Source organism: Cohnella sp. CFH 77786 (assembly GCF_019400745.1).
Lineage (GTDB): Bacteria > Bacillota > Bacilli > Paenibacillales > Paenibacillaceae > Cohnella.
On sequence record NZ_WJIB01000002.1, the window covers coordinates 42,903 to 67,095 of the forward strand.

Annotated in this window: 21 protein-coding genes and 1 other RNA gene; 14 read left to right on the forward strand and 8 right to left on the reverse strand. The window is 57.5% G+C overall.

The features are described from left to right. Positions 1–107: 107 nt before the first annotated feature. From GE107_RS03270 to GE107_RS03285, 4 genes are all read left to right on the forward strand, one after another. Positions 108–1,268 (forward strand): BMP family lipoprotein, encoded by a 1,161-nt coding sequence (locus GE107_RS03270; protein ID WP_219638067.1) that lies wholly within the window; start codon positions 108–110, stop codon positions 1,266–1,268. A gap of 144 nt (positions 1,269–1,412) precedes the next feature. Beyond that, positions 1,413–2,939 carry an ABC transporter ATP-binding protein gene (locus tag GE107_RS03275; protein ID WP_219638068.1) on the forward strand — a complete coding sequence of 509 codons (1,527 nt, stop codon included), beginning with the start codon at positions 1,413–1,415 and terminating at the stop codon, positions 2,937–2,939. Continuing rightward, entirely contained in the window at positions 2,936–4,012 is a 1,077-nt protein-coding gene (locus tag GE107_RS03280; RefSeq protein WP_370636228.1) for an ABC transporter permease, read from the forward strand. Before GE107_RS03275 ends, GE107_RS03280 begins: the two co-directional genes overlap by 4 nt. Before the next feature lie 4 nt (positions 4,013–4,016). Further along, complete coding sequence (locus tag GE107_RS03285; RefSeq protein WP_219638069.1) at positions 4,017–4,979, forward strand: ABC transporter permease; 963 nt, start codon at positions 4,017–4,019, stop codon at positions 4,977–4,979. Between the two features lie 593 nt (positions 4,980–5,572). Here the strand turns inward: GE107_RS03285 and GE107_RS03290 are convergent. Both GE107_RS03290 and GE107_RS03295 read right to left on the reverse strand, forming a co-directional pair. Then, on the reverse strand, positions 5,573–6,763 hold the full coding sequence (locus GE107_RS03290; RefSeq protein WP_219638070.1) for a putative glycoside hydrolase: 1,191 nt from the start codon (positions 6,761–6,763) through the stop codon (positions 5,573–5,575). Positions 6,764–6,965: 202 nt separating this feature from the next. Then, positions 6,966–7,805, reverse strand: a complete 840-nt coding sequence (locus GE107_RS03295) for a YitT family protein (protein WP_219638071.1) — start codon at positions 7,803–7,805, stop codon at positions 6,966–6,968. A gap of 180 nt (positions 7,806–7,985) precedes the next feature. Between GE107_RS03295 and cshA the strand changes: the two genes are divergently transcribed. The 4 genes from cshA (at position 7,986) to GE107_RS03315 (ending at position 11,089) form a co-directional block, all read left to right on the forward strand. Further along, a complete protein-coding gene (cshA, locus tag GE107_RS03300) occupies positions 7,986–9,590 on the forward strand; it encodes a degradosome RNA helicase CshA (RefSeq protein WP_219638072.1) in 1,605 nt (534 codons plus the stop codon). A gap of 33 nt (positions 9,591–9,623) precedes the next feature. Beyond that, complete coding sequence (locus GE107_RS03305; protein ID WP_219638073.1) at positions 9,624–10,391, forward strand: YesL family protein; 768 nt, start codon at positions 9,624–9,626, stop codon at positions 10,389–10,391. Positions 10,392–10,434: 43 nt separating this feature from the next. After that, a non-coding RNA gene (ssrS, locus tag GE107_RS03310) (6S RNA) lies at positions 10,435–10,618 on the forward strand. A gap of 87 nt (positions 10,619–10,705) precedes the next feature. Next, the gene (locus GE107_RS03315; RefSeq protein WP_219638074.1) at positions 10,706–11,089 is read left to right on the forward strand and encodes a DUF1499 domain-containing protein; all 384 of its coding nucleotides are present in this window, start codon (positions 10,706–10,708) and stop codon (positions 11,087–11,089) included. A 98-nt stretch (positions 11,090–11,187) separates the two neighbouring features. Here GE107_RS03315 and tpx read toward each other — a convergent pair whose 3' ends face one another. Next, positions 11,188–11,700 (reverse strand): thiol peroxidase, encoded by a 513-nt coding sequence (tpx, locus tag GE107_RS03320; RefSeq protein ID WP_219638075.1) that lies wholly within the window; start codon positions 11,698–11,700, stop codon positions 11,188–11,190. Between the two features lie 150 nt (positions 11,701–11,850). On the opposite strand from tpx, the gene gltC reads away from it, so the two are divergent. Then, the gene (gltC, locus tag GE107_RS03325; protein ID WP_219638076.1) at positions 11,851–12,753 is read left to right on the forward strand and encodes a glutamate biosynthesis transcriptional regulator GltC; all 903 of its coding nucleotides are present in this window, start codon (positions 11,851–11,853) and stop codon (positions 12,751–12,753) included. A 77-nt stretch (positions 12,754–12,830) separates the two neighbouring features. Here the strand turns inward: gltC and GE107_RS03330 are convergent, their stop codons facing one another. Both GE107_RS03330 and GE107_RS03335 read right to left on the reverse strand, forming a co-directional pair. Next, positions 12,831–13,520, reverse strand: coding sequence for a zinc metallopeptidase (locus GE107_RS03330; protein WP_219638077.1), 690 nt, complete (start codon positions 13,518–13,520; stop codon positions 12,831–12,833). Positions 13,521–13,563: 43 nt separating this feature from the next. Continuing rightward, positions 13,564–14,019, reverse strand: a complete 456-nt coding sequence (locus tag GE107_RS03335; protein WP_219638078.1) for a MerR family transcriptional regulator — start codon at positions 14,017–14,019, stop codon at positions 13,564–13,566. A gap of 389 nt (positions 14,020–14,408) precedes the next feature. Here GE107_RS03335 and GE107_RS03340 point away from each other — a divergent pair, with 389 nt between their 5' ends. The 3 genes from GE107_RS03340 to GE107_RS03350 are packed head-to-tail and all read left to right on the forward strand — an operon-like array spanning position 14,409 to position 17,648. Continuing rightward, complete coding sequence (locus GE107_RS03340) at positions 14,409–15,770, forward strand: ammonium transporter (RefSeq protein ID WP_219638079.1); 1,362 nt, start codon at positions 14,409–14,411, stop codon at positions 15,768–15,770. A 48-nt stretch (positions 15,771–15,818) separates the two neighbouring features. Beyond that, positions 15,819–16,898, forward strand: a complete 1,080-nt coding sequence (locus GE107_RS03345; RefSeq protein ID WP_219638080.1) for a DUF294 nucleotidyltransferase-like domain-containing protein — start codon at positions 15,819–15,821, stop codon at positions 16,896–16,898. A 6-nt stretch (positions 16,899–16,904) separates the two neighbouring features. Beyond that, positions 16,905–17,648 (forward strand): exonuclease domain-containing protein, encoded by a 744-nt coding sequence (locus tag GE107_RS03350; protein WP_219638081.1) that lies wholly within the window; start codon positions 16,905–16,907, stop codon positions 17,646–17,648. On the opposite strand, the gene GE107_RS03355 is transcribed toward GE107_RS03350, so the two are convergent. Next, positions 17,645–18,091: a M67 family metallopeptidase gene (locus GE107_RS03355; RefSeq protein ID WP_219638082.1), complete on the reverse strand. Its 447-nt coding sequence runs from the start codon at positions 18,089–18,091 to the stop codon at positions 17,645–17,647. The genes GE107_RS03350 and GE107_RS03355 overlap by 4 nt on opposite strands. 55 nt (positions 18,092–18,146) lie before the next feature. Next, positions 18,147–19,457 carry an MFS transporter gene (locus GE107_RS03360; RefSeq protein ID WP_219638083.1) on the reverse strand — a complete coding sequence of 437 codons (1,311 nt, stop codon included), beginning with the start codon at positions 19,455–19,457 and terminating at the stop codon, positions 18,147–18,149. A 166-nt stretch (positions 19,458–19,623) separates the two neighbouring features. On the opposite strand from GE107_RS03360, the gene GE107_RS03365 reads away from it, so the two are divergent. Continuing rightward, positions 19,624–20,211: a TlpA family protein disulfide reductase gene (locus GE107_RS03365; RefSeq protein WP_219638084.1), complete on the forward strand. Its 588-nt coding sequence runs from the start codon at positions 19,624–19,626 to the stop codon at positions 20,209–20,211. 838 nt (positions 20,212–21,049) lie between these two features. Here GE107_RS03365 and cimA read toward each other — a convergent pair. Further along, complete coding sequence (gene cimA / locus GE107_RS03370; RefSeq protein WP_219638470.1) at positions 21,050–22,666, reverse strand: citramalate synthase; 1,617 nt, start codon at positions 22,664–22,666, stop codon at positions 21,050–21,052. Between the two features lie 158 nt (positions 22,667–22,824). Between cimA and GE107_RS03375 the strand changes: the two genes are divergently transcribed. Beyond that, complete coding sequence (locus tag GE107_RS03375; RefSeq protein WP_370636229.1) at positions 22,825–24,096, forward strand: DNA polymerase IV; 1,272 nt, start codon at positions 22,825–22,827, stop codon at positions 24,094–24,096. Positions 24,097–24,193 lie beyond the last annotated feature (97 nt).

Genomic DNA, 24,193 nt, shown 5'->3' on the forward strand with positions numbered 1-24,193 from the left:
ACGGGAAACAATGGATTCAGAGAGGGTTCAACAACGCTCACAAACGCTCAAGATAAGGTTTTACAGCAACACCATATAAATCATAAGAAAAACGGGAGGCAAACGGAATGAAAAAGAGTGTAGTCGTGTTAGCCATTCTAGCTCTGGTCATCAGTGTGCTCGCGGCATGCGGCAAGAAAAACAACGAGGGCGGCGCCACTACGCCGGCGGCAAGCTCCCCGGCGGCAAGCTCCCCGGCGGCGACCGAAAGTGCATCTCCTGCACCCGCAGCCAACACCGACTTCTCGGTCGGGATGGTTACGGACTCCGGCACGATCGACGACAAGTCTTTTAACCAAGGCACTTGGGAAGGCGTGCAAAGAGCAGCCAAGGATCTCGGGCTGAAGGACAAATACCTGAAGCCGACCGGCACGACGGAAGCCGATTATCTCAATCAAATCGGCAACCTGTACGACGCGGGGTTCAAATTCATCGTGACGCCGGGCTTCAAGTTCGAAACGGCGATCTTTGCGGCCCAAGACAAATATAAAGACGCCAAATTCGTTCTGATCGACGGCGCTCCGCACAAAGCGGACGACAATACGCCTGTCGTAAAACCGAACACGGTATCCATCTTCTTCGCCGAGCAAGAATCCGGCTTCCTGGCCGGCGTAGCGACCGCCCTCCAATTGAAAGAAGGCGAGGCAGGCTTTATCGGAGGCATGGAAATTCCGCCGGTTCAGAAGTACAACTGGGGCTTCCAGCAAGGCGTGAAATACGCGAACGATAACCTGGGCACCAAAATCACGATCAAGAAAGAGAACGTAATCTACCAAGGCACGTTCAGCGACACGGCGGCCGGGCAGCAAATCGCGGCTCAAATGTACGACCGCGGCGTGAAGGTGATCTTCGCGGCAGCCGGCGGCGTAGGCGTAGGCGCGATCAAGGAAGCCGTCACGCGCGGCAATGCCGGCAAGGAAGTATGGATCGTCGGCGTTGACGTCGACCAATACGCGGAAGGCATGAAGAAAGACGGTAAATCGATCATTCTGACCTCCGCGATGAAGAAAATCGACCAAGCCGCATATGACATGGTCAAGGCGGAGACGGAAGGCAAATTCCCCGGCGGCCAAACGCTCGTATTCGATTCGAAAGTAGACGGCGTCGGCCTGCCGAAAGACAACCCGAACCTCAGCCAGGAAACGGTCGCGAAAGTGAACGATGTGCTGCAAAAGCTGAAATCGGGCGAAATCAAGGTCGCCGCGGAACAAGGAGATCTCATCAAGTAAGTCGAATACAAAAAAAGACGGGCTCCCGTCTTTTTTTGTAATTCGGGCAGAATGAAGGAGGATCCTCGCGAGGATTCTCCCTGTTCGTTCCATATGCGTGTGTTATGAGGAGCGCGTTTCTAACGTCTTGAGGAGGAGCATTCCATGGACTACGTAGTGGAGATGCTGAACATCAGAAAAGAATTTCCCGGCGTCGTGGCGAACGACGATATCACGCTGCGGCTGAAGCGGGGAGAAATCCACGCTTTGCTCGGCGAGAACGGGGCGGGCAAGTCGACGCTCATGAGCATTCTGTTCGGCATGTACCAGCCCGACCGGGGCACGATCAAGGTGAACGGCAAAGAAGTCCGGATCGCAAGTCCGAACGTCGCCAACGACCTGGGAATCGGCATGGTGCATCAGCATTTCAAGCTGGTCGAGAATTTCACGGTCACCGAGAACATCATCATGGGCAGCGAAACGCGCAAATGGGGCATCGTTCTGGACGTGAAACAAGCGGGCAAGAAAATCGAAGAGCTGTCCAAGCAGTACGGCTTGAACGTCGATCCTTACGCGAAGATCGAGGATATTTCGGTCGGCATGCAACAACGGGTCGAGATTCTGAAGATGCTGTATCGGAAAGCGGAAGTGCTGATCCTGGACGAGCCTACCGGGGTGCTGACCCCGCAGGAAATCCAGGAGCTCGGCAAGATCATGAAAAACCTGATCGCCGAAGGCAAATCGATTATCCTGATTACGCACAAGCTGAAGGAAATCAAGGAATTCGCCGACCGGTGCACGGTCATCCGCCGGGGCAAGACGATCGGGACGGTGGAAGTGGCACAGATGAGCGAAGCCGCCATGGCGGAAATGATGGTTGGGCGACAGGTGTCTTTCAAGGTTCAGAAAGCCGAAAGCCGGCCGAAAGACATCGTGCTGAAGGTCGATTCCCTGACCGTGAAGAGCGGCAGGAAATCGATCGCGCTGAACGATTTCTCGCTGGAAGTGCGGGCGGGCGAAATCGTCGGCATCGCCGGGGTGGAAGGCAACGGGCAATCCGATCTGGTCGAAGCGATCACGGGGCTTCGGAAAGCGGAATCGGGGCATATCTACTTGAACGGCAAAGAAATCACCGGTTTGACGATTCGCGATCGTATCGAAAGCGGTGTCGGCCATATCCCCGAAGACCGGCAGCGCAGAGGACTCGTGCTGGACTACTCGATCGCCGAGAATATGGTGCTCGAGGTATACCACAAGGAGCCGTACTCCCGCCGGGGCATCCTGCAGAAGCAATCGATTCGGCAATATGCGGACCATATTATTTCCAGCTATGACGTCCGCTCGGGGGAAGGCGCCGAATCGAAGGCCAGATCCCTGTCGGGCGGCAACCAGCAGAAGGCGATCATCGGCCGGGAAATCGAACGGAGCCCTGTCCTGCTTGTCGCCGTGCAGCCGACGAGGGGGCTTGACGTCGGATCGATCGAATATATCCATAAACGGCTCATCGAGCATCGGGACAAGGGCAATGCGGTTCTGCTCGTATCGCTGGAGCTGGATGAAATCCTGAACGTTTCCGACCGTATTGCCGTCGTGAACAACGGGGAACTGGTCGGCGTCGTCCGGGCGGCGGATACGGACGAGAACGAAATCGGCCTCATGATGGCCGGCGTCAGACGGGAGGCAGGCGCGTGAAAAACAATCTGATCATCTCTCTGTGCGCCGTCGCGTTCGGCCTGTTGGCCGGGGCCGTCCTCATGCTGGCCACCGGGCATAACCCGGCAAGCGGTTATTCCTATTTGTTCGAAGGCGGACTCAAGAACCCGGAGCGCATCGGCAACACGCTGGCCACCGCCACGCCGCTCATTTTCAGCGGACTTGCCGTCGCTTTCGCTTTCCGGACCGGGTTGTTCAACATCGGCGTCGCCGGTCAATTGCTTGTCGGCGGGTTCGTCGCCTCGGTCGTCGGTTTGAACCTCGATTTGCCGCAAGTGCTGCTGCTCCCGGCCATGCTGATCGCCGGGGCGCTGGGCGGCGCCTTGTGGGCGGTCGTTCCGGGATTGCTGAAAGCGCGGTTTAACGTGCATGAAGTCGTCTCTTCCATCATGATGAACTGGATCGGCTTCTGGGCGGTTTATTACGGCGTGCAATCGTTCATCAAAAATCCGTCCAGCGAAACCGAATCGATGCCCCTGCCCGACGCCGCGACGCTTAAGGCGTCCTGGTTGTCGGACCTGTTCGACGGATCGTTCATCAACTTGGGTTTGATGCTTGCGATCGTTGTTGTCCTCGCCGTCGCTTTCGTCATTAACAGAACGACGTTCGGCTACGAGCTCAAAGCCGTCGGACATAACCGGGACGCCGCGGAATATGCCGGCATTACCGTGAACCGCAGCATCGTGTATTCCATGGCGATTTCGGGCGCGATCGCGGGGCTCGGAGGAGTGGCGTTGTATGCCGGCAACGCGTCGAACATCCAGATCGGGATTCTGCCGTCGCAAGGCTTCGACGGGATTGCCGTTTCCTTGCTGGGCGCGAACCATCCGCTTGGCGTGCTTCTGTCCGCGATCTTCTTCGGGCTGTTATATTCCGGCCGGGGGTTCATGAACGCGATGACGGACATCCCTCCGGAGATCGCCGATTCCATCATCGCCATCATCATCTACTTCGCGGCCACCAGCATTCTGGTCGAACGGCTGATCCGCTGGGCGATTCGCCGCAGGGCGAACGCGAAGCTGAACGCCGCGCAGGAAGGGAAGGGGAAATAATCGCATGTGGACGACGATCGAACAAATCTTTCCGTACGCCATTATTTACACCATTCCCTTGCTGATTACGGCGCTTGGCGGCTTGTTCAGCGAACGGAGCGGCGTCGTCAACATCGGACTGGAAGGCTTGATGGTCGTCGGAGCGTTCGCGGGCGCTTTCACGAGCTTCAAATTGCAGGAGTCCTATGCAAACGAAGGTTGGGTACCCTGGGTCGGCCTGCTTGTCGCCGTGCTGGCCGGCGTGCTGTTCTCGCTGCTGCACGCGTTCGCCAGCATTAACTTAAGTGCCGACCAGGTCATCAGCGGCACCGCGATCAACATGATCGCCGGGGCGATCACGATCTTCATGGCCCGGAACATGACCGGAAGCGGGAACATCCGGGTGAGCGGCTTTTCGCCTTTCGACATGGATTGGAAGTGGCTGCCGCTTTCGGATATTCCGATCATCGGCCCTCTTATCTTCACCAAGACCTATTGGACCACCTGGCTGATCCTGCTTATCCTGGCGTTAAGCTCCTTCCTCTTGTACAAAACGGCCTTCGGCTTGCGGCTGCGCGCTTGCGGCGAACATCCGCATGCGGCCGAGGCCGCCGGCGTCAACGTGAAGAGAATGCGGTACATCGGCGTCATGATCTCGGGCGCGTTCTCCGGCCTCGGAGGCGCCATCATCATCATGACGTACGCGGGCGAGTTTACCGGAAGCGTGGCGGGGCTCGGCTTCCTGGCGCTCGCGGCGCTGATCTTCGGCCAATGGAGGCCGCTGGGCGTTCTGGCCGCAACGTTGTTTTTCGGAATCGCCACAACGGTCGCGAACGTGTCGCAGGTCATTCCTTCCCTGGCGGTCATTCCGCCGATCGTGCTCAAGGTATTCCCGTATGCGGTGACTCTGCTCGCGCTCATCGTGTTCTCGAAGTCTTCCCGCGCGCCGAAAGCGGCGGGGGAACCGTATGACGTGGGCAAACGTTAGAAGCAAAGAGAGCCGCTTGACGGCTTCTTACGCAGGCGGGCTCCTTCGGGAGCCCGCTTTTTTGAATCATTCGGCATTTATAAGTTTCGCACCTATTCCTTTCTGAATGATCTTCGATAAAAACGACTTTCTCTGTACCAAGTGGACGACGATGTCGTTATTTCTTGCGTTACTTAAAGTTTAAGTTTGTTCTCTTTTCGGGCTTCGACTGGGCTTCGAGCGATTTAGTGCCTGTGGGGCATTATTTCGGCGCTTCGACAGGATTTCGAGCGATTTCGTGCCCGTGGGGCATTATTTCGGCGCTTCGACAGGATTTCGAGCGATTTAGTGCCGTGGGGCATTATTTCGGCGCTTCGACAGGATTTCGAGCGATTTAGTGCCTGTGGGGCATTATTTCGGCGCTTCGACAGGATTTCGAGCGATTTCGTGCCCGTGGGGCATTATTTCGGCGCTTCGACAGGACTTCGAGCGATTTCGTGCCCGTGGGGCGTTATTTCGGCGCTTCGACAAAGTATCGCTCGATTTAGTGCCCATGGGGCATATATTTGCGGGTAAAAAAAACGGCGCGATTGCGCCGGCTTGCGGTCTTGCTCTCAATATTGCGCCCCGGCAGAATATTTGTTGCCGGCGTTCCACAGCAGGAACTCATCGATTCCGCTTTCCTTCAAGGCTTTCACCTGGGCGGATACTTCCGCTGCTCCGTAGGGGATGTAATGTCCTTTGCCAAGCCAACTCGCCGTGAAATCCTGAATCCACGGACGGATGATCGGTTTGGCGTCTCCGAGCGGATCCAGCTTCTTATGCGTATCGTCCATTGCGCCTTTGACCGTCGCGTAAGGCGCCTTGTCGGGATCCTTCTGCTTGAACCATCCGGTGCTGTAATGGCTGGGGTAGATCATCGGGCAAATGACGTTCACCGCGTTGGAGATTTTGACGAAGTCCTGTCCGATGCCTTCCGCCGCGGGAACGGAAGCGGCATAACCGAAAATGTCGACCGAAACCCTCACCCCGAGCGGCTCCAGTTCTTTGCGCGCGTATTGCACGAATCCCGCCACCGCGTCCACGCGGCTCTGATCCGTTTTCGTGAACTTCAGATGCTCGGCTTTCTTCTCGAAGCCTTCCGGGAAACGGACATAATCGAATTGGATTTCCTTGAAGCCGAGCTTGGCGGCTTCCTTGGCCACGGCGACGTTGTATTCCCACACTTCCTTGCGGTACGGGTTGACGAAGCTGTCTCCTTTGCCGTTCTTCCAGACGGAACCGTCGGGATTCAAGTAGGAGAGCTCCTTATGTTTCTTGGCCAATACGGTATCCTTGAAAACGACGATACGGGCGATCGGATAAATCTTATGTTCGTTCAGCGTGGCCATCAGCTTATTCACGTCTTTGATGAACGGTTGGGGCGTTCCCAGCTTCGTCAGTTCCGGGTTGTCGGTTTTGTAAGTAATGAAGCCGTTATCGTCCTTGACGTCGATGACCATCGCGTTCAATTCCGTTTTGTCGACAAGATCCAGCAAAGTGGCCATCCTGGCTCCGCCGGCGCTGTAAGCCGTGACATAAATGCCTTTGACCTTCGGGGCGTCCTTCTGGGGATCCCCGGCTTTGACCGGCGTCGTCGATGGCGGCGTCGCGGGTGCGGTTCCGCCTCCGGCCGGTTCCGGGGCAGTCGGTTGCTGCGTCATGCTGTGCGCCGTGTTCCAAATTTTTCCCAGGTTGTCTTGCTCGTGATGGCTGCCGCCCAATGCCGATTGCAGCAGCAGGAACAACGTCATAAAAATTTCCATGAATCCCTCTCCCCGTAAGCTCTTAACCCGATTATAAACGAGTTGCGACGGCGGAGACAGGGGTATTTTGTAGGATTTTGCGGTATGGTGGCGGACAAGGGGAGGACCGCAGACGGAACCCGCAGCCGGAACCCGCAGCCGAACGTCGCGGGTACATTTTATGCGGGTGCGGGGAGGGCCATGACAGCGGGGACGGCCGCGCTTACGACCGGCGGAATTCCCCGATGACGTCGATCGTTTGGACGACGTTGACGAACGCTTTGGGATCGACCCCTTTCACGATTTTGCGAAGCTCCGCCAGCTCGAAGCGGGTCGTGACGGTCATGAGCAGGTCTCTTTCCTCGCTCGTGAACGCCCCCCGGGTTTTCAGGATCGTGACGCCGCGCGGCAGGGTGAGAAGGCGCGAGGCAAGCTCCTGGGAACGGTTCGTGACGATGAAGGCCGTCACTTTGCGGTGCGGCGTGTGCACGACGTCGATCACTTTGCCCGTCAGGTAAATCGAGAGCATGGAATACAGGGCAGCGTTCCAATCGTGCTTGAGCAAGCCGAGCGCCGCGACGATTCCGGTGTTCAAGGCGACGATCATAAACCCGACCGCGACGTCTTTGTACCGGGAAATGATGGAAGCCACGACGTCGACGCCCCCGGTCGAACCGCCGTAACGCAGGGCGCCCGCCGAACCGATGCCGACGAGAAGCCCTCCGAATACGGCCGAGAGGAGCCGGTCCTGGGTCAGATCAAGCACGGGCAGCAGCTGGAGAAACAACGAGGTGGCCAGAACGTTCACGATGCTCAGCAGGATGAAGCGGCGCCCCAGCACGCGGTAACCCCAGTACAAAATCGGGACGTTCAGGGCAAAATACAGCAAGGCGATATTCAGGCCGCTCACATAACCGAGGATCATCGCGATCCCGGAAACTCCGCTGCTCAGCAGCTTGACGGGGATCAGCATCAAGTTGAACCCGAGGGCAACGGCCGCTCCCCCGAGCACCATGACGATATAGGGACCCGCTCCGGCGATTTTGACCCGCCATTTCCGCATATGCGATTCCACACTCCGGCAGCGTATTTCTTTCTTTTCCTAGATTTCCCCGGGAAAGAAGCGGCATGCGCGGATCCGGTTTTCACCGTGCTGGTGTTTGCGCATTCGTTTATGCTATAATGGACTGTATATTTTTTGGAAGCCGTGAACGAAGGCCCAATACAGAAGGAGTTAGAGAAATTGAGTACATTTAATGAATTTGGATTGGATCCGGACGTTATTCAAGCCGTCTCCGAAATGGGGTTTGAAGAAGCGACGCCGATTCAGGCCAAGGCGATTCCCGTTGCGCTGCAAGGCCGGGACATGATTGGCCAGGCCCAGACGGGCACGGGGAAAACCGCCGCTTTCGGAATCCCTTTGATCAACAAAATTTCGGCGTCCGAAGACCGCATTGTCGCTCTGGTCATGGCGCCGACCCGCGAATTGGCCATTCAGGTGGCCGAGGAGATCGAGAAACTCGGACGGTTTAAAGGGCTGCGCTCCTTGGCCATATACGGGGGACAAGACATCGGCCGCCAGATCCGCTCGCTTAGAAGAAGGCCGCAGATCATCATCGGAACGCCCGGACGGCTGCTTGACCATATCAACCGGAAGACGATCCGCCTTGACGACGTCCGGACGGTCGTGCTGGACGAGGCAGACGAAATGCTGGATATGGGCTTCATGGACGATATCCAATCGATTCTGAAGCTCGTGCCGGAAGAGCGCCAGACGCTGCTGTTCTCGGCTACGATGCCGACGAATATCCAGAAGCTGGCCCAGCAGTTCCTTCGCGATCCGGAACACATTTCCGTCATTCCGAAGCAGGTTAGCGCTCCGCTGATTCAGCAATTTTACATCGAAGTTCAAGAACGGATGAAATTCGACGCGCTGTGCCGTCTGCTCGACATGGAGCCGCCGGAGCTCGCGATCGTCTTCGGCCGCACCAAGCGCCGGGTCGCCGAGCTGTCCGAAGCGCTCGCCAAACGGGGGTACGCTTCCGACGGGTTGCACGGGGACTTGTCGCAGAACCAGCGCGATGCGGTTATGCGGAAATTCAGGGACGGGAGCATCGACGTGCTCGTCGCCACGGACGTGGCGGCCCGCGGTCTCGACGTCAGCGGCGTCACGCATGTCATCAATTTCGACCTGCCGCAGGATCCGGAGAGCTACGTTCACCGGATCGGCCGGACGGGGCGCGCGGGCAAGGAAGGAACGTCCTGGACGTTCGTGACCCCCCGCGAGACGGATCACTTGCACTTCATCGAGAAAATCACGCGCCACCGGATTGCCAAAAAACCGCTTCCTACGCTGTCGGAGGCGATGGAAGGCAAACAAAGGGTCGTCGCCGAACGGATCATGGATACCCTCAAAGGCGAAGAGGAAGTCAATCCTTACAAATGGGTTGCCATGCAGCTTCTGGAGCAGTACGATTCCGTTCAACTGCTGGCTGCGGCCATGAAACTGCTGACCGGCGACAAGAAAGACGTCGAAATCGAGCTGACGCCGGAGGACCCGATCCGCGGCAAGAAGCGCAAATTTGACGGACGCGGCGGGTATGGCGGCCAAGGCGGCAACCGCAGGTACGGGCAAGGCGGTCCGGGCGGCCAAGGCCGGGGCGGCTACGGCGGCGGCTATGGCGGAGGACGCGGCGGCTACGGCGGTTCGGGCGGACAACAGCGCAAGACTTACGGCGGCGGCGGACGTACGTACCGCGAAGACGGAGGCGGCTACCGCGACGGGGGTTCCCGGGGAGGCAGACCGGAGCCGCGGAAATCGAACAGCGAAGATTACGTGAACATCTAAGAACAAAGCCAGGTCGTCAGGGAGGAAAACAAGGTGGAAATGCGGGGCATGATGGGCGGATTCTACAAACTGTCCGAGTGGATCATGAGGCTGGCCGTAATCAACGTATTATGGCTCCTCTGCTCCTTGCCTTTCTGGTTATTCGGGTTCATCGGTTTTCTGAACATGAATGCCGCGGCTGACGAAGCGCAAATGACGGGGATGCTTCAATCGACCGTCATCATCATGGCGGTTCTGTCACCCTTCACCTTTTTCCCGGCGACCTCGGCCATGTTCTCGGTCGCCCGGAAATGGGTCATGGGCGATACGGACGTGCCGCTCCTCAAAACGTTTTTCCGAAGCTACAAGACGAACTTCAAACAGGCGATGCTCGGCGGCATTCTTTACTCGCTGCTGTCGACCATTCTGATCATCGATTATCAGGTTTACCTGACGAAGATCGAGAACCTGCAAGTCATCGCCTATCTGTTCATCGCGCTGATGCTGCTTCTGCTCGTCTCTTTGCATCATTTCTTCTCCCTGCTGTCGCATTTTCACATGAAAACGCTGCAGCTGCTGAAGAACGCGCTCGTGCTGACGATCGGCCGTCCGATCCGCTCCATCATCATGACGCTCGGCACCGTAGCGATCCTGTTCATCAGCACCCGTTTCACGTTTCTCATTCCGTTCTTTTTCGGCAGCATCATCGCGACCTTCACGTTCTACAACTTCAACCTGATCATCACCAAGATGATGGCGAACGCGGAGAAGCTGTCCGCATCGGATGGAGCGGCCGAGGAAGATCAGGAAATGAAAAGCTAGCGCGTCCAGGTTGCCTCGGCAAGCCATTCTGCTTATAATGGAACTAATCCTGCGATGTACGTTACGGCGCTCACATGTTTTGAACCATTGCTGTTTCCACGGGAGTTCAACATTGCCCGGCAGCTGGCAAGCCCCCGAAACGGGTAGCCAAAAACCGGAGCTGCGGACACCCACCTGCCATAGCGGGTTCAGAAACAAGCACGTCGGACGGCATAGGCGGGTTTTTTCTTTTTCGGTAGCGGATCTATAAAATTATGGGCAACCATGTTATCATAGAATGTGACGCGCAATTGCACCGAGAGGGAGAGAGAGTATTGCTGAAGCGAGTGTTGGTCGGTTTGCTCCGAAGCCATGAACATACCGGCGACAAGGCGAAAGACCCTAAGCTGAAGTCACATTACTATCGGCTTTCCAAGGATCGCGCCTTCGAAGAGGTGGGGTCCGTCCTCAAGAAGATGCAGGGCTACAAGGTGCTTCACGAAGTGCCGAACATCGGCGAAATCGTCATGGAGAAGCGGACGATGGCCGGCCGTACGATGGATATCACGGTTCAGATCGTCGGTACGTCTCCCGGCGTGTCCGCCGTCGACATCTACTCCGCATCCCGCGGGTCGCTGGGCGACTTGGGGGCGAATTACCGCGTCATCCAGGAGATCTACGCCGTGCTGGACCGCAAGCTCTCCAACTATCGCGTGTAATTCCGTTTCGGCTATCGGCCACATAAACAAAGCGAGGAAGGCGGTATCGCCTTGCCTCGCTTTTTCGCATTTCCGGGAGTCCTTCTATGGGGCCGGGATTAGAGCAGCGCTTTGACGGCGGCGATCGCCGCGTCGTAATCCGGATGCTCGGTCATTTCCTCGAGCACTTCCACATAAGTGATTTTGTCGTTGGCATCGACGACGAAAATGGATCGCATATCGAGTGCGAGTTCTTTGATCAGAACGCCGTAAGCTTGCCCGAACGTGTTGCCTTTGTAGTCGGACAGCAGCACGACGCGTTCTACGCCTGCCGCCGCGCACCAGCGGGATTGCGCGAACGGAAGGTCGGCGCTGACCGTCAGGATGACGACGTTCTCGCCCAGCCCTGCTGCCTCTTCGTTGAAACGGCGGGTTTGGGCGTCGCATACGCCGGTGTCGATCGAAGGAACGACGCTGATCAGCTTGATTTTGCCGGCGTAGTCCTTCAAGCTTGCGGTCTCCAGGAGGTTCTTGTTGAGGTTGAAATCCGGCGCTTGGTCGCCGGCTTTCAACTCGGGACCGATCAGGGTAATCGGATTCCCTTTCAGTTTCGCGGAGCGTTCTTGTGCCATAACTGGAAATACCTCCTTCATTGAATAGCCTTGCGGTTATCATTATAATCGTTTAAGAATGCTAAAGTCCAATCCATCGGACGAGTAAATGCGACTTCGTCTTTCCTACGGGTAGCGCATGTCGTTTTTAGGGAAGGATGCGACGAATCAGTGGAATTCAGGCAGCTGCAATACTTCGTGAAGGTCGCCAGGCTCCAGCACGTCACCAAAGCCGCGGAGGAGCTTCACGTCGCGCAATCGGCGGTCAGCCGCCAAATCCACCGGCTCGAGGAAGAGCTGGGCGCGCAATTGTTCATGCAGAAGGGCCGCAACGTTCAGCTGACGCCGGTCGGACAGCTGTTTCTCCGCCGCGCCGAGTCGATCCTTACCGATCTGGACCGGGCCGTGACGGAAATCCACGAGTTTCTCGATCCGGAAGCGGGCGAAATCCGGCTTGGGTTCCCCCACAGCTTGGGTTACCATCTCGTTCCCCGAGTCGTGGCGGCTTTCCGCAAGCTTCATCCGAACGTCAAGTTCCGTTTCCGGCAAGGGATGTACGCGTCCTTGATCCGCGACGTGCTTGACGCCGAAGTGGATTTGGCCTTCATCTCCCCTCATCCGGAAAGAAACGATCAAGTAACCGGCGAAGTGGTGCTGACCGAGGAGCTGTTCGCGATCCTCCCGGAAAACCATCCTCTGGCCTTGGAGGTGTCGCTTGACCTGGCCCAGCTGAAGAACGAAACATTCGTCTTGTTCAGTCCCGGCTACTCGCTCCGGTCTCTCGTATGGGACGCATGCAAGGAAGCCGGATTCACGCCCCAGATCGGGTTCGAAGGGGAGGAGACGGACACCATTCGCGGACTCGTGGCCGCCGGCATGGGCGTCAGCTTGCTGCCGGAGATGGCGCTGTACCAGACGAGCGCCATGATGCCGGCCGTCGTCAAAATCAGCCGACCGCATGTTACGCGTACGATCGGGTTGATTCGCCGGGGCGGGGAGAAGCTGCCGACGGTGGCGCAGATGTTCCATTCCTTCTTGCTGGACTACTTCAAGAACGAATATACTCCTCGATAACCATCCGCCGTTACATAAATAAAGGCTGCCTGCAGGTCTGATCAGACCCGAGGCAGCCTACCGTTCTTCGTTTGCTCTTAATCTTCCCGGCTTTGCGTGAAGATCAGAATATACTTGATTAGCTCCAGCAACGAAATGAGCGCGGCCGCGACGTACGTGAGGGCTGCTGCGTTCAGCACTTTGGCGACGCCCCGTTCCTCGTCGCTGCGGATGAAGCCTTCCGCCACCATAATATCGCGGGCCCGGTTGCTGGCATTGAATTCGACGGGCAACGTCACGAGCTGGAAGGCCACGGCGGCGGCGAAGAAGATGATGCCGGCGCCGATTAATCCGGTGGCTTGGAACAGGAATCCCGCAATCAGAAGGAAAGGCGCGATGCCGGATGCGAATCGGACGACCGGGAACATGCGGTGGCGCATCACAAGCGCCGGATAATGCTGCTGGTGCTGGATGGCATGGCCGACTTCGTGGCACGCGACGGAGATGGCCGAAATCGAGTTCTCGTAGTAAACCGGTTCGGACAACCGGACGACGCGCGCGATCGGATCATAGTGGTCGGACAGCTTGCCGGGCACCGGTTCGATCGGTACGTCGTGGAGTCCGTTGCGGTCAAGCATCCGCCGGGCCGCTTCGTACCCGGTCATGCCGCTCGAAGCCCGGACCTCCGACCATTTGTTGAAGGTGCCGCTTACGCGGAATTGGGCCCACAGAGACAGCAGGAACGCCGGGATGATCAGAAAGTCCATGGGGTGGAAAAAAAGCATCATGAAAGTTGTCCCTCCGTGATTGGGATACGCGGCGCTTCGCGTATCACATCAGATTGCTTTTGCCCAAGAGAAGGAGCAAGGCTTCGACGCAAGCTGCGGTTTGGGGCGTGATGGCCCGGAAGAGCCGTTTGGCCTGGTTCGGCTTCAGCTGGTCCAACACGGGCTCCAGCTCCTTCACTTCCCTCTCCAACTGCGTCAGGTGGCTTTGCAGTTCCGTGAGCTTGCGGCTTACGATCTCATCCGCCGTTACGCGGCTCAGGGCGGCGAACTGCTCGCGGATCTCCTCCAGGGAAAATTTTTGAGCCTTCAAATGTTCAATACGGCGAATCCGCGTCAAGGTTTCATCATCGTACAGCCGATAATTGCCGGCAGACCGTTTGGCGGGCGCCAGCAGCCCTAGACCCGTGTAGTAATCGATCGTACGAGGGCTGACTCCGGCGAGCTGCGAGAGTTCCCCGATCCGGTAAAGCCTGGGCGGCTCGTTCGGTGCATGTCGCATCGATCACACCTTCTTTCTTCCGTATCGCCAATCTATTCTTATCTTACTCAAAGCATAACCATACAGTCAAACGTTATGCTTTGCGAAAAACCCTTACATTATGGCAAACGCGTGCTATAATGGAACATAACTTAACACAGTGTTGAAGCGATGCCTCATTATGGAAGTGTACGTGTGATTGGAAATCACATCCATTGAATACTTCATAACGGATCAATGAAGCAATTTCCTAACATTCAACATGATTTTGATGCTTAATGTTAGATATTTGAACGAAATAAAGCGATTGTTAACAAAAAACGTATTGTCAAATGCCGATCATCATCCTATAATGACATCAAGCCTTTCTTCTGATGTCATGAAATATAACAATTAGGGAGTTGGTCGGATTGGTGAAGAAAAGTTTAATCGCGTTGGGTGCGCTGTTGGTCCTATTCCCAACGGCGGCGTTCGCGGAAGATCCTTCCGCCGCAACGCTTAACATGGGTCTGAACGCCCTGTGGATCCTCATCGCAGGCGTTCTGGTACTTCTGATGCAAGGCGGGTTCATTCTTCTCGAAACCGGTTCTACCCGGATGAAAAACGCAGGTCACGTGGCGGGTAAGACGATTTTCACCGTAGGTCTTTGTTCCCTGATTTATTGGGCGGTCGGCTACGGCTTCTCCTTCGGTACGGAAGCGGCGGCAGGGCTCAACAAGTTCATCGGCATCGGCAACTTCTTCTTCGATCCGGCTGTCGCTGCAGGTGAAGGCGAGAACTATCCGACGACGATTTTCTTCGTTTTCCAATTGGCATTCGCGGCCGTATCGCTCTCCATCGCATGGGGCGGCTTCGCGGAGCGCGCGAAACTTTCTTCTTACCTGATCTATACGATTCTCTTCTCCTCGATCATCTATCCGGTCATCGCCCACTGGATCTGGGGCGGCGGTTGGCTGGCTGCGGACGGCGCGCAAGACTACGCCGGCTCCACGGTCGTTCACTTGACCGGCGCGATGGGCGCCCTGGCGGCGACGATCCTGCTCAAACCGCGGATCGGCAAATACAACAAGGATGGATCCGCGAACCAAATCGCGGGCCACAACCAAGTTTTCTCGGCCCTGTCGGTTCTGCTGCTGTGGGTAGGTTGGTTCGGGTTTAACGCAGGCAGCGCGCTTGCGGTCGGCGACGGATTCTTCGGTTACGTCGCGTTCAACACCCAATTGGGCGCAGCCGGCGGTGCCGTAGCGGCATTGCTTGTCTCCTGGATGTTCAGCGGCAAAGCGGACATTCCGACGATGCTGAACGGCGCTCTCGCCGGTCTCGTCGCCATCACCGCATCCTGCGCGTACGTCGAGCCTTGGGCGGCAGTCGTTATTGGTCTGATTGCAGGCGTACTGGTGTATGTAAGCGCGAAGTTCTTCGAGAAAATCCGCGTGGACGACCCGATCTCCGCGATGTCCGTACACGGCGCGGCAGGGGTTTGGGGTACGCTGGCGAACGGCTTGTTCGCGACCAAAGAATTGGCAGCCAAAGTGAACGTCGGTCAGGCGGGCTTGTTCTACGGCGGCGGCGGCCACCAGCTGTGGGTGCAATTCGAGTCGGTCGTCGTTTGCGGCGCTTACGCATTCGCTGCCTCGTTCATCCTGCTGTGGATCATGAAGCAAGTCATCGGCTTCCGCGTAACGGAAGAGCAAGAAATCATCGGTCTTGACCTTAGCGAACACGGCTCCTACGGCTATCCGGAGCATCTGAAAAAAACCGGCTCGTTGTAATCGACGCGGCGCGGTCAGGCGTTCAACTTCGGGAGGGCTATAGCTGACATGTCCAGTCGCAATCGGGAGAATAGGCACCAGGCTATACGTGAGGCCACGGATGTGCACGCACTCCGCAACATCCGGGAATCGGAGCAGGACCGGCTGTCGGCCGCGCTTTCTTCCACTCCCGTGAACGCCGCTCTGGATTCGCTTAGCGAACTTCACGACGCATTGATAAACCGGGCGCTTGAGCTTGTGGAAACGGAATTGGCACGGTTGGGGTTTGGCGCCCCTCCCGTGCCTTATGCGTATCTGCTGTTCGGGAGCGGAGGACGGTTCGAGCAGACGTTCTCGAGCGACCAAGACAGCGGGATCGTCTTCGCGAATCCCGAGACGGCGCAAGAGGCGGAAACGTACGCTTCTTATTTCCGGAAGTTCGCTGAAACGGCGGTCGAATTCTTGATCGAGCTCGGTTATCCGCCGTGCGAAGGGAACGTGATCTCGACGAATCCGGAGTGGTGTCTTCCGCTGCGGGAATGGGAGAGCAAATTGGACGGCTGGTTCGCGGAACCAAGCTGGGAGAACGTCCGCTACTTGCTCATTATCGCCGACGGACGGGCCGTGGCAGGCGATGCCGGGCTTGCCGACGTATTGAAAAACCGTTTTTTCACCGACATGCTTCAGTCGCCCGTCATCGTCAGAAGAATGATGGAGAATACGCTGCGTCATAAGGTTTTGGTCGGGATTTTCGGGCAATTGCTGCGGGAGAGATACGGAGAGAATGCGGGCGGACTGGATATCAAATACGGTGCCTACATTCCGATGGTAAACCTGTTCCGGCTGCTGGCCGTCCAAGCGGGCATCCGCGAAACGAGCACGCTGGGCCGGATCGCCGCTCTGGCGCACGAGAAGAAGCTGACTCTGGTGGAAGCGGAGCAGGCGTCATCCGCATTCACGCTGCTGCTCAGGATGAGGCTCCTGACGGCGGTGAAAACAGAAGGCAGCCAGTGGATCGGCAGCGGGAAAATCCCGAAGAAGCAGCTGACCAAGGAGCTTACGCATTTGCTGAAAAAAGCGCTCAAATTCGGCAAGAGGATGCAGCGCAGGGTAGAGCGCGAAATGCAGGACCGCTTCGGCGGGAGGTGATGATGGATGAAAGAACCCAAGGGCAACTCTCCGATGGGGCGAATGTGGCACTTGTATAAAATGGGGGGGCTGACGCCCGCGATCGCTTCCATGATGGGTTCTTCCAATGCTCAGCAGATGGCCTTCATCCGGTCCATGTCGCGGGAGCAAAGAAAGGAAAGCACGCTGGATACGCCCTTGGCGGAGATGGAAGCCGTCGTGTTCGATTTGGAGACGACGGGTTTCCATCCCTATAACGGCGACGAAATCATTTCGATCGGCGGCGTATGCATCAAAGGCGGCGAATTTCAGGAAATCGAACCGTTCTACCGGCTTGTCAATCCGAAGCGCAAAATTCCCAAGCACATCGTCGAATTGACCGGCATCACCAACGAAATGGCCCAGGAAGCCGGAGATCTCATGCAGGTGCTGCACGATTTCATGGATTTTACGGGCAAGCGGGTGCTGATCGCGCACGGTAGCGGGCACGACAAGCAATTTCTGAACGCGGCGCTGTGGCGCACGTCCAAGGTGAATTTGACCCACCGCGTCGTCGATACGATGATGATCGCCAAATGGCTCGATCCGAAACGCGGGGAATATGGCCTGGACGAATTGCTCGAAAGCTACGGAATCGAGATTACGGAAAGGCATCATGCCTTGCACGATTCCATGATGACCGCCAAGCTTTACTTTACGTTCCTGAAAATGATCCAATCGCGGCAAGTCGTTACGCTGGGCGATTTGTACGCCTATTTGAGCAGACATTAAGACGACGGGGATGCTTCCGTACCGATGAGTAGCGGTAAAGGCTTCCAGCCGGACTCTCCCGTCATGCGGTAGGCGCGGACTTCGCACGTTTCCTCTATCCATCCGACAATCCAATAAGTACCCGCGGGAGGCCGGCCTTGTACGTCTCTTCGGCTCGGAAGAGCGGAGCCTGCCGGGTGCGAGTGAAAAAAACCGACGATGCTTCGTTGGTTTTTTTGCGCTTCGGAGGCGGTTCGGACCCAATCCTTCGGATCGAAGGCGAACGCGCCCTCGGGATCGGAGGCCGCATTGCGGACAAGCGCATATCCGTCGACATGCATCTCCGTGCCCGTAGAATGTCCGAACAACACCCCGCACGTTTCATAAGGCCGCCTTCTCCCGCACGTGTCTTCCAGTTCCCGTAGCAGCCGTAACGGAATCGTCGCGAATTCCACGTTTTCCATTGCGAGTTCCCCTTTCCTTACTCCAGTATGGGGGATGGCCCGCAGGGAAGCAACGTCACTGAACTTGCTTTCCGGGCTTCACCAAGAAAAAAACGAGTCCCAAGGCGATGAGCGACAGACAGGATACCGTGATGAACACCGTCTGATGGGAGATGCCCATCATCCAGCCGAAAAGGGGAGGACCGAACGCAACCCCGAAAAAACGGAGGCTGCTGTACAGGGAAGTAATCATGCCCCTTTCCGATTTTTCCACTGCTCCCGTGATCATGGTGTTGAGGCAGGGGAGAAGAAAACCCGTGCCGATGCTGCTCAGCGTCAGAAGCCCGATGAAAACATACAGGTTCTTGTTAAGCCAGATCGCGAGCGCGAGCGAAACGACCATCAGCACGAGGCCGATGTTCATCAGCCAGCGGATGAGGACGCCGTTCTTGCGGATTACCGTGCCCGTGATGTAAGCGGTGGCGACCATGCCGAACAGCGGAATGGCGAGCACCAGCCCTTTCCAAACGCCATTGATGGAATAAGGCGGTTTCTCCAGGACGTTGGACAGAAAAAACAGCACGCCGAACAGGATGAACAAGGCGAGCGAACCGCTGAAGAAAGACGAGAGCAGCCATCGGCCGTTTTTGGCGAAGATGTTTTTGACCGAGCGGATGTATTCCTTGATCGGTTTCGGTTCTGCGGTGCGTTCGGGTTCCTTGATGAGAAAAATCATGGCGAGCAAGGAGAGCAGGCAGAAGACCGGAAAGGCGAAGAAAGCCGCATACCATACCCACAGGGCCAGAAGGGAACCGAGAATGGGGCTGACGACTTTGCCGGACCCGTTGGACGCTTCGATGAGCCCAAGCGCCTGGCTTTCCTTGCCGTCCTTATATAAATCGCCTACGAGCGCCATCGCGATCGGTGCGGTTCCGGCGGCGCCGATCCCCTGGAGCGCGCGTGCCGCGATCAACGTCGGGTACGAGTGCCATACCGCGCCGAAGCCGGCCAAGATGCCGGCTCCGCCGTAGAGGACCAAGGCGGGAAGGATGACGGCTTTGCGGCTGAACCGGTCGGATAAGTATCCGGCGATCGGGATGATGATGGCGGCCGCCACGGAGAACAGGCTGATCACGAGGCTCGATTGGAACTTGGAAATGCCGAGCTCGCGCTGCATGGTCGGAAGGATCGGAACGAGCATGGAATTGCCGAGCACAAGCACGACCGGAACGGTAGCCAAGGCGACATATTCCAAAACCTTGTTTTTGCGGCCGCCCTCGGGCTTTTCCTTCTGCTTTGCGCGCTCCTGGGATTCCCAAGCGGCATCGTCCTCCATGTCGCTCGTAAACGTGACCCCGAGCTTCCGTTTCGTTCGGGCTGCGTCCATTTCGGCTCCTCCTTGTCATTCGATGCGGCAAGTCAACCATCGATTAAGGTGCCCTGCCGCTTCGCGAGCCATTCGGCGCAAGAGTTGGTGCGCCCGCCGGAAATGAGGTAAAATAGGAAGGCCGCCGAAGTTGCGGCATTCGAACAAGAGCGAGGCGTATCGACATATGAAACGGAACTGGATCATCCTCCTTGCCGTCCTGGCGGCCGTCACGGCCGTCTTGCTCGGCAACCGGATGGGGAAAGACTCGGATTCTCCGGCTGCCAGCGGCGTCTCGGAGCCGCGCCCGGGGGCGACCTCGGAGGCGCTGCCCGCGTCCGCGCCCAAAAAAGGCTCCGCCGCGCCGTCTTTCGAGCTCGCCAGCCTGGATGGGAAAACGAGCTACAAGATCGGCGGGGAACGCGCGAAAGTGCTGGTCGTCAACTTCTGGGCCTCCTGGTGCGGTCCTTGCGACCGCGAAGCGCCCGATTTGGTCGCCTTGTACGACAAGTACAAGGACCGGATGGATTTGTACGCGGTGAACGCGACCAACTACGACAGGCTGCGCAACGCAAGAGAATTCGTGAAGGAGAAAGCCTTCACGTTCCCGGTGCTGACCGATGCCGAAGGAACCGCGGGAGACGCGTATAAAGTGTTCTCCTATCCCACGAGCTTTATCGTGGGGCGGGACGGCCGGATCCTGGAGCGGATCGAAGGAACGATTCCGCTCGCGACGTGGGAACAGTATCTGGACGAGGCGACGAAAGAAAGTTAAGCAGCAAAAAATCCATCCCGGCGCGGGATGGATTTTGCTGTTAAAAAAGAAGTTTAGGATTAAATTCCGCCGACCGGGCACTGCTGGTGCTTTAATGTCTGGCAGGCTTAAACTTCACCAACCGATGCATTCCAGGCAGTTTCGACAATCAGGCAGGCTTAAACTCCGCCGGCCGAGGCTTTCCTGGCACTTTCGACGGTCAGGCAGGCTTAAAAATTCGCCAACCTGCGCGCTCCGGGGACTTTAAGCCCCTTTCACGAGCTTAAACTTCACCAACCTGCGCGCTCCGGGGACTTTAAGCCACTCCCACGAGCTTAAACTTCGCCAATCAGCGCGCTCCGGGGACTTTAAGCCTCTCCCACGAGCTTAAACTCCGCCAACCTGCGCGCTCCGGGGAGTTAAAGCCTCTCCCACGAGCTTAAATCCGCCAACCTGCGCGCTCCGGGGACTTTAAGCCTCTCCCACGAGCTTAAACTCCGCCAACCTGCGCGCTCCGGGGAGTTAAAGCCTCTCCCACGAGCTTAAATCCGCCAACCTGCGCGCTCCGGGGAGTTAAAGCCTCTCCTGCGAGCTTAAATCCGCCAACCTGCGCGCTCCGGGGACTTTAAGCCACTCCCACGAGCTTAAACTTCGCCAATCAGCGCGCTCCGGGTACTTTAAGCTTCTCCTGTGAGCTTAAACTCCGCCAACCTGCGCGCTCCGGGGACTTTAAGCCCCTTTCACGAGCTTAAACTTCACCAACCTGCGCGCTCCGGGGAGTTAAAGCCTCTCCCACGAGCTTAAACTCCGCCAACCTGCGCGCTCTTCCATTTTTAAGCCCGTATTGCTATACGATCTATTACAGATTGACCAAGCCGAGTTCTTCCCGGGGCTGATCTTCGGGCGCCGCGTCCTTCTTCACCATGCCCAGGAGGGCATAACGGATCGAATCGATCAGCGCTTCCCAGCTTGCTTCGATGACGTTGGAGGACACGCCGACCGTGCTCCAGGTGTCTTTGAAATCGGTCGATTCCATCAATACCCGGACTTTGGCGGCCGTGGCGTCCTTCTCGTCCAGCACGCGGACCTTGTAATCGGTTAGATGGATCCGGTTGATGTCCGGGTAAAACTGAACGAGCGCTTTGCGCAGGGCATTGTCCAGCGCGTTGACCGGCCCGTTGCCTTCCGAAACGGTGTACGCTTGCTGTCCGCCCACGGTCAGCTTGACGATCGCTTCCGAGACAAGTCCCGCCGCCGTCTTTTCCACCATCATTTTAAAGCTTTCGACCGTAAAAATGTCCTGGGTATCCCCATAGGCATCCCGGAGCAGCAGCTCGAGCGATGCATCCGCGCCTTCGAATTGGTAGCCCTGATGCTCCAGCTCCTTGATCCGCTCGATCACTTCCCGCGAGCGAGCCTGTTCCGCATTTACGTCTAGGCCGAGCTCCTGCGCCTTGGAAAGAATATTGCTCTGGCCGGACAGCTCCGAGACCAGCACCCGCTGCTTGTTGCCGACGAGCTCGGGTTCGATGTGTTCGTAGGTCTTGGAGTCCTTCATGATCGCGGAAACGTGGATGCCGCCCTTGTGGGCGAACGCCGCGTTGCCGACGTAAGGCTGGCCCACGGGCATATGCGCGTTGGCGATTTCGCTGACGTACCGGGCAACGCTGGTCAGCATTTTGAGCTGTTCGTCGCTGACGGCGCGGTACCCCATTTTGAGCTGCAGGTTCGGAATGACGGAGCACAGGTTGGCGTTGCCGCAACGCTCCCCATATCCGTTGATCGTCCCTTGCACCTGCCGTGCGCCTGCGGCCACGGCGGCCAAGGAGTTGGCGACGGCCAGCTCGCAATCGTTATGCGTATGGATGCCGATGGGGGCGTCGATCTCGGCTACGACCTTCGAGACGATGTCGCGGATCTCCTCGGGCAGCGTTCCGCCGTTCGTATCGCAGAGCACGATCCAGGAGGCTCCGGCTTCCTTCGCTTTCCGCAAGGCGGCCAGCGCGTATTCCGGATTCGCTTTGTATCCGTCGAAGAAATGCTCGGCGTCGAACAAAGCCTCCATGCCGCGGCTGCGCACGAAGGCGAGCGATTCGAGGATCATGGCGAGGTTCTCTTCCAAGGTCGTCTGCAGCGCGGTATGCACGTGGAAATCCCATGTCTTGCCGACGAGCGTGGCCGCCTGCGCGCCCGATTCCGTCAAGTGCTTGAGGTTGATGTCCTGCTCGCACCGGGAGTTTTTGCGGCGGGTGCTCCCGAACGCGGTCAATTTGGCCCGCAGGTTCATCTCGCGGATTCTCCGGAAAAACTCGATATCCTTGCCGTTGCTGCCCGGATTACCGCCTTCTATATATTGGACGCCGAGCGCGTCAAGCTTCAGGGCGATTTTCACTTTGTCTTCCGCGGTCAGGCTGATGCCTTCGCCTTGCGTGCCGTCGCGGAGCGTTGTGTCGAAGATGGTGATCGGTGTTGACATGCCCAAAACGAACTTCCTCCTTGATCTCGAACAGGTGAAACTATTATAGCACGCGGAGCCGCAAATGTAGAGAGCGCACGTCTTTGTTGCCGCCTTCTTGCGAGGGCTATTATAATGGAATTGACGAATGGGTGTTCGCGCGGACGAGGAGGAGGACGATGATGACCGAAACGGGAAGAAGGTACATTCTCCATATCGACATGAACGCGTTCTATTGCTCCGTGCACGCCGCCGAACAGCCCGAATTGTACAAGGGGAAGCCCACCGGGGTGGCCGGAAGCGTGGAGCTGCGCAAAGGCATCGTCGTCACCAGCTCTTACGAAGCTCGCGCCAAGGGCGTCCGAACCGGCATGACGGTGCGCCAGGCGATGGCGGCGTGCCCGGACCTGATACTGATCGCGCCGGATTTCGATCTCTACCGCAAATACAGCCGGGCGTTCATGAAGATCGCGGGGAACTTTACGCCCCTCGTGGAGGCGGTGTCCATCGACGAATGCTTTCTCGACGTTACGGGGAGCGGGCAATTCGGCACGCCGGTCGAGATTGCCGAGACGATCCGGCAACGCGTGCGCCAGGAGTTGTCGCTGCCTTGCTCGATTGGGGTGGCGCCTAACAAGCTGCTGGCCAAGATGGCTTCGGACATGCGCAAGCCGGACGCGGTCACCGTGCTCCGCCGGCGGGACGTTCCCGTCTTGCTCTGGGGGAAGCCTTGCCAAACATTGTACGGAATCGGCGCGAAAACCGCGGAGAAGCTAAGAAGGCTGAATATCAACACGATCGGCGAGCTGGCCGCGGCGGACGAGAAAATGCTGACCGAACGTTTCGGCGTCTACGGAGCGTGGATGAAGCGGGCGGCCCACGGACTTGACGACTCGCCGGTTCAGCCGCTGTCCGACGCGGCAAAGTCGATCGGCCATACCACGACGCTGCCGGCCGATTTGACCGAACGGGACCAATACCGGCGGGTGCTGCTCAACCTTGCCGATCAGACGGCCAGGCGTTTGCGCCGCCAAGGCATGATGTGCTCCACGGTCCAAATCACAATCCGCGATCCTTCGATGAAAACCATTACGAGAGCCGCGGGTTTGGGCGTTCCCACCGACGATCCGGACGTCATCTATAAGGAAGCCTGCCGGCTGATGGACGCGAACTGGAAGGAAGGCAAGCCCGTTCGCCTGCTGGGCGTGACTCTGCAGGGGCTGAGTCCCAAGCAGGAGACGGCCGTGCAGCTGGATTTGTTCTCGTACGAGGAAACGCCGAAGCGGGATAAACTGGTGACGGTCATGGACCGGCTGCGGGACAAATTCGGGGAAAGCGCCTTGCTGACGGCCGGCATGCTGGGAGACGACCCGTCCGCGCTCATCCGGAACAAAAAAGTTCGGGGAACGTCGCTCGAAAAAGATTTTCTGCGAGGTTCCGACGGACAGTGAGAATGGTTATTAAGAACGGAAAACGATCGGTATCATCTGCATTTTCGTTTGATCTCCGCGTACTTTTGTATTATATTGGACAGTGGAAGGTTAATGT

Coding starts and splice junctions, on each gene's coding strand:
- GE107_RS03335 (WP_219638078.1), bottom strand. CDS start 14,019: ATGCGACATGCACCGAACGAGCCGCCCAGGCTTTACCGGATCGGGGAA.
- GE107_RS03275 (WP_219638068.1), top strand. CDS start 1,413: ATGGACTACGTAGTGGAGATGCTGAACATCAGAAAAGAATTTCCCGGC.
- GE107_RS03295 (WP_219638071.1), bottom strand. CDS start 7,805: ATGCGGAAATGGCGGGTCAAAATCGCCGGAGCGGGTCCCTATATCGTC.
- GE107_RS03375 (WP_370636229.1), top strand. CDS start 22,825: ATGATGACCGAAACGGGAAGAAGGTACATTCTCCATATCGACATGAAC.
- GE107_RS03285 (WP_219638069.1), top strand. CDS start 4,017: ATGTGGACGACGATCGAACAAATCTTTCCGTACGCCATTATTTACACC.
- GE107_RS03365 (WP_219638084.1), top strand. CDS start 19,624: ATGAAACGGAACTGGATCATCCTCCTTGCCGTCCTGGCGGCCGTCACG.
- cimA (WP_219638470.1), bottom strand. CDS start 22,666: ATGTCAACACCGATCACCATCTTCGACACAACGCTCCGCGACGGCACG.
- GE107_RS03350 (WP_219638081.1), top strand. CDS start 16,905: ATGAAAGAACCCAAGGGCAACTCTCCGATGGGGCGAATGTGGCACTTG.
- GE107_RS03270 (WP_219638067.1), top strand. CDS start 108: ATGAAAAAGAGTGTAGTCGTGTTAGCCATTCTAGCTCTGGTCATCAGT.
- GE107_RS03330 (WP_219638077.1), bottom strand. CDS start 13,520: ATGATGCTTTTTTTCCACCCCATGGACTTTCTGATCATCCCGGCGTTC.
- GE107_RS03360 (WP_219638083.1), bottom strand. CDS start 19,457: ATGGACGCAGCCCGAACGAAACGGAAGCTCGGGGTCACGTTTACGAGC.
- GE107_RS03355 (WP_219638082.1), bottom strand. CDS start 18,091: ATGGAAAACGTGGAATTCGCGACGATTCCGTTACGGCTGCTACGGGAA.
- tpx (WP_219638075.1), bottom strand. CDS start 11,700: ATGGCACAAGAACGCTCCGCGAAACTGAAAGGGAATCCGATTACCCTG.
- GE107_RS03290 (WP_219638070.1), bottom strand. CDS start 6,763: ATGGAAATTTTTATGACGTTGTTCCTGCTGCTGCAATCGGCATTGGGC.
- GE107_RS03345 (WP_219638080.1), top strand. CDS start 15,819: ATGTCCAGTCGCAATCGGGAGAATAGGCACCAGGCTATACGTGAGGCC.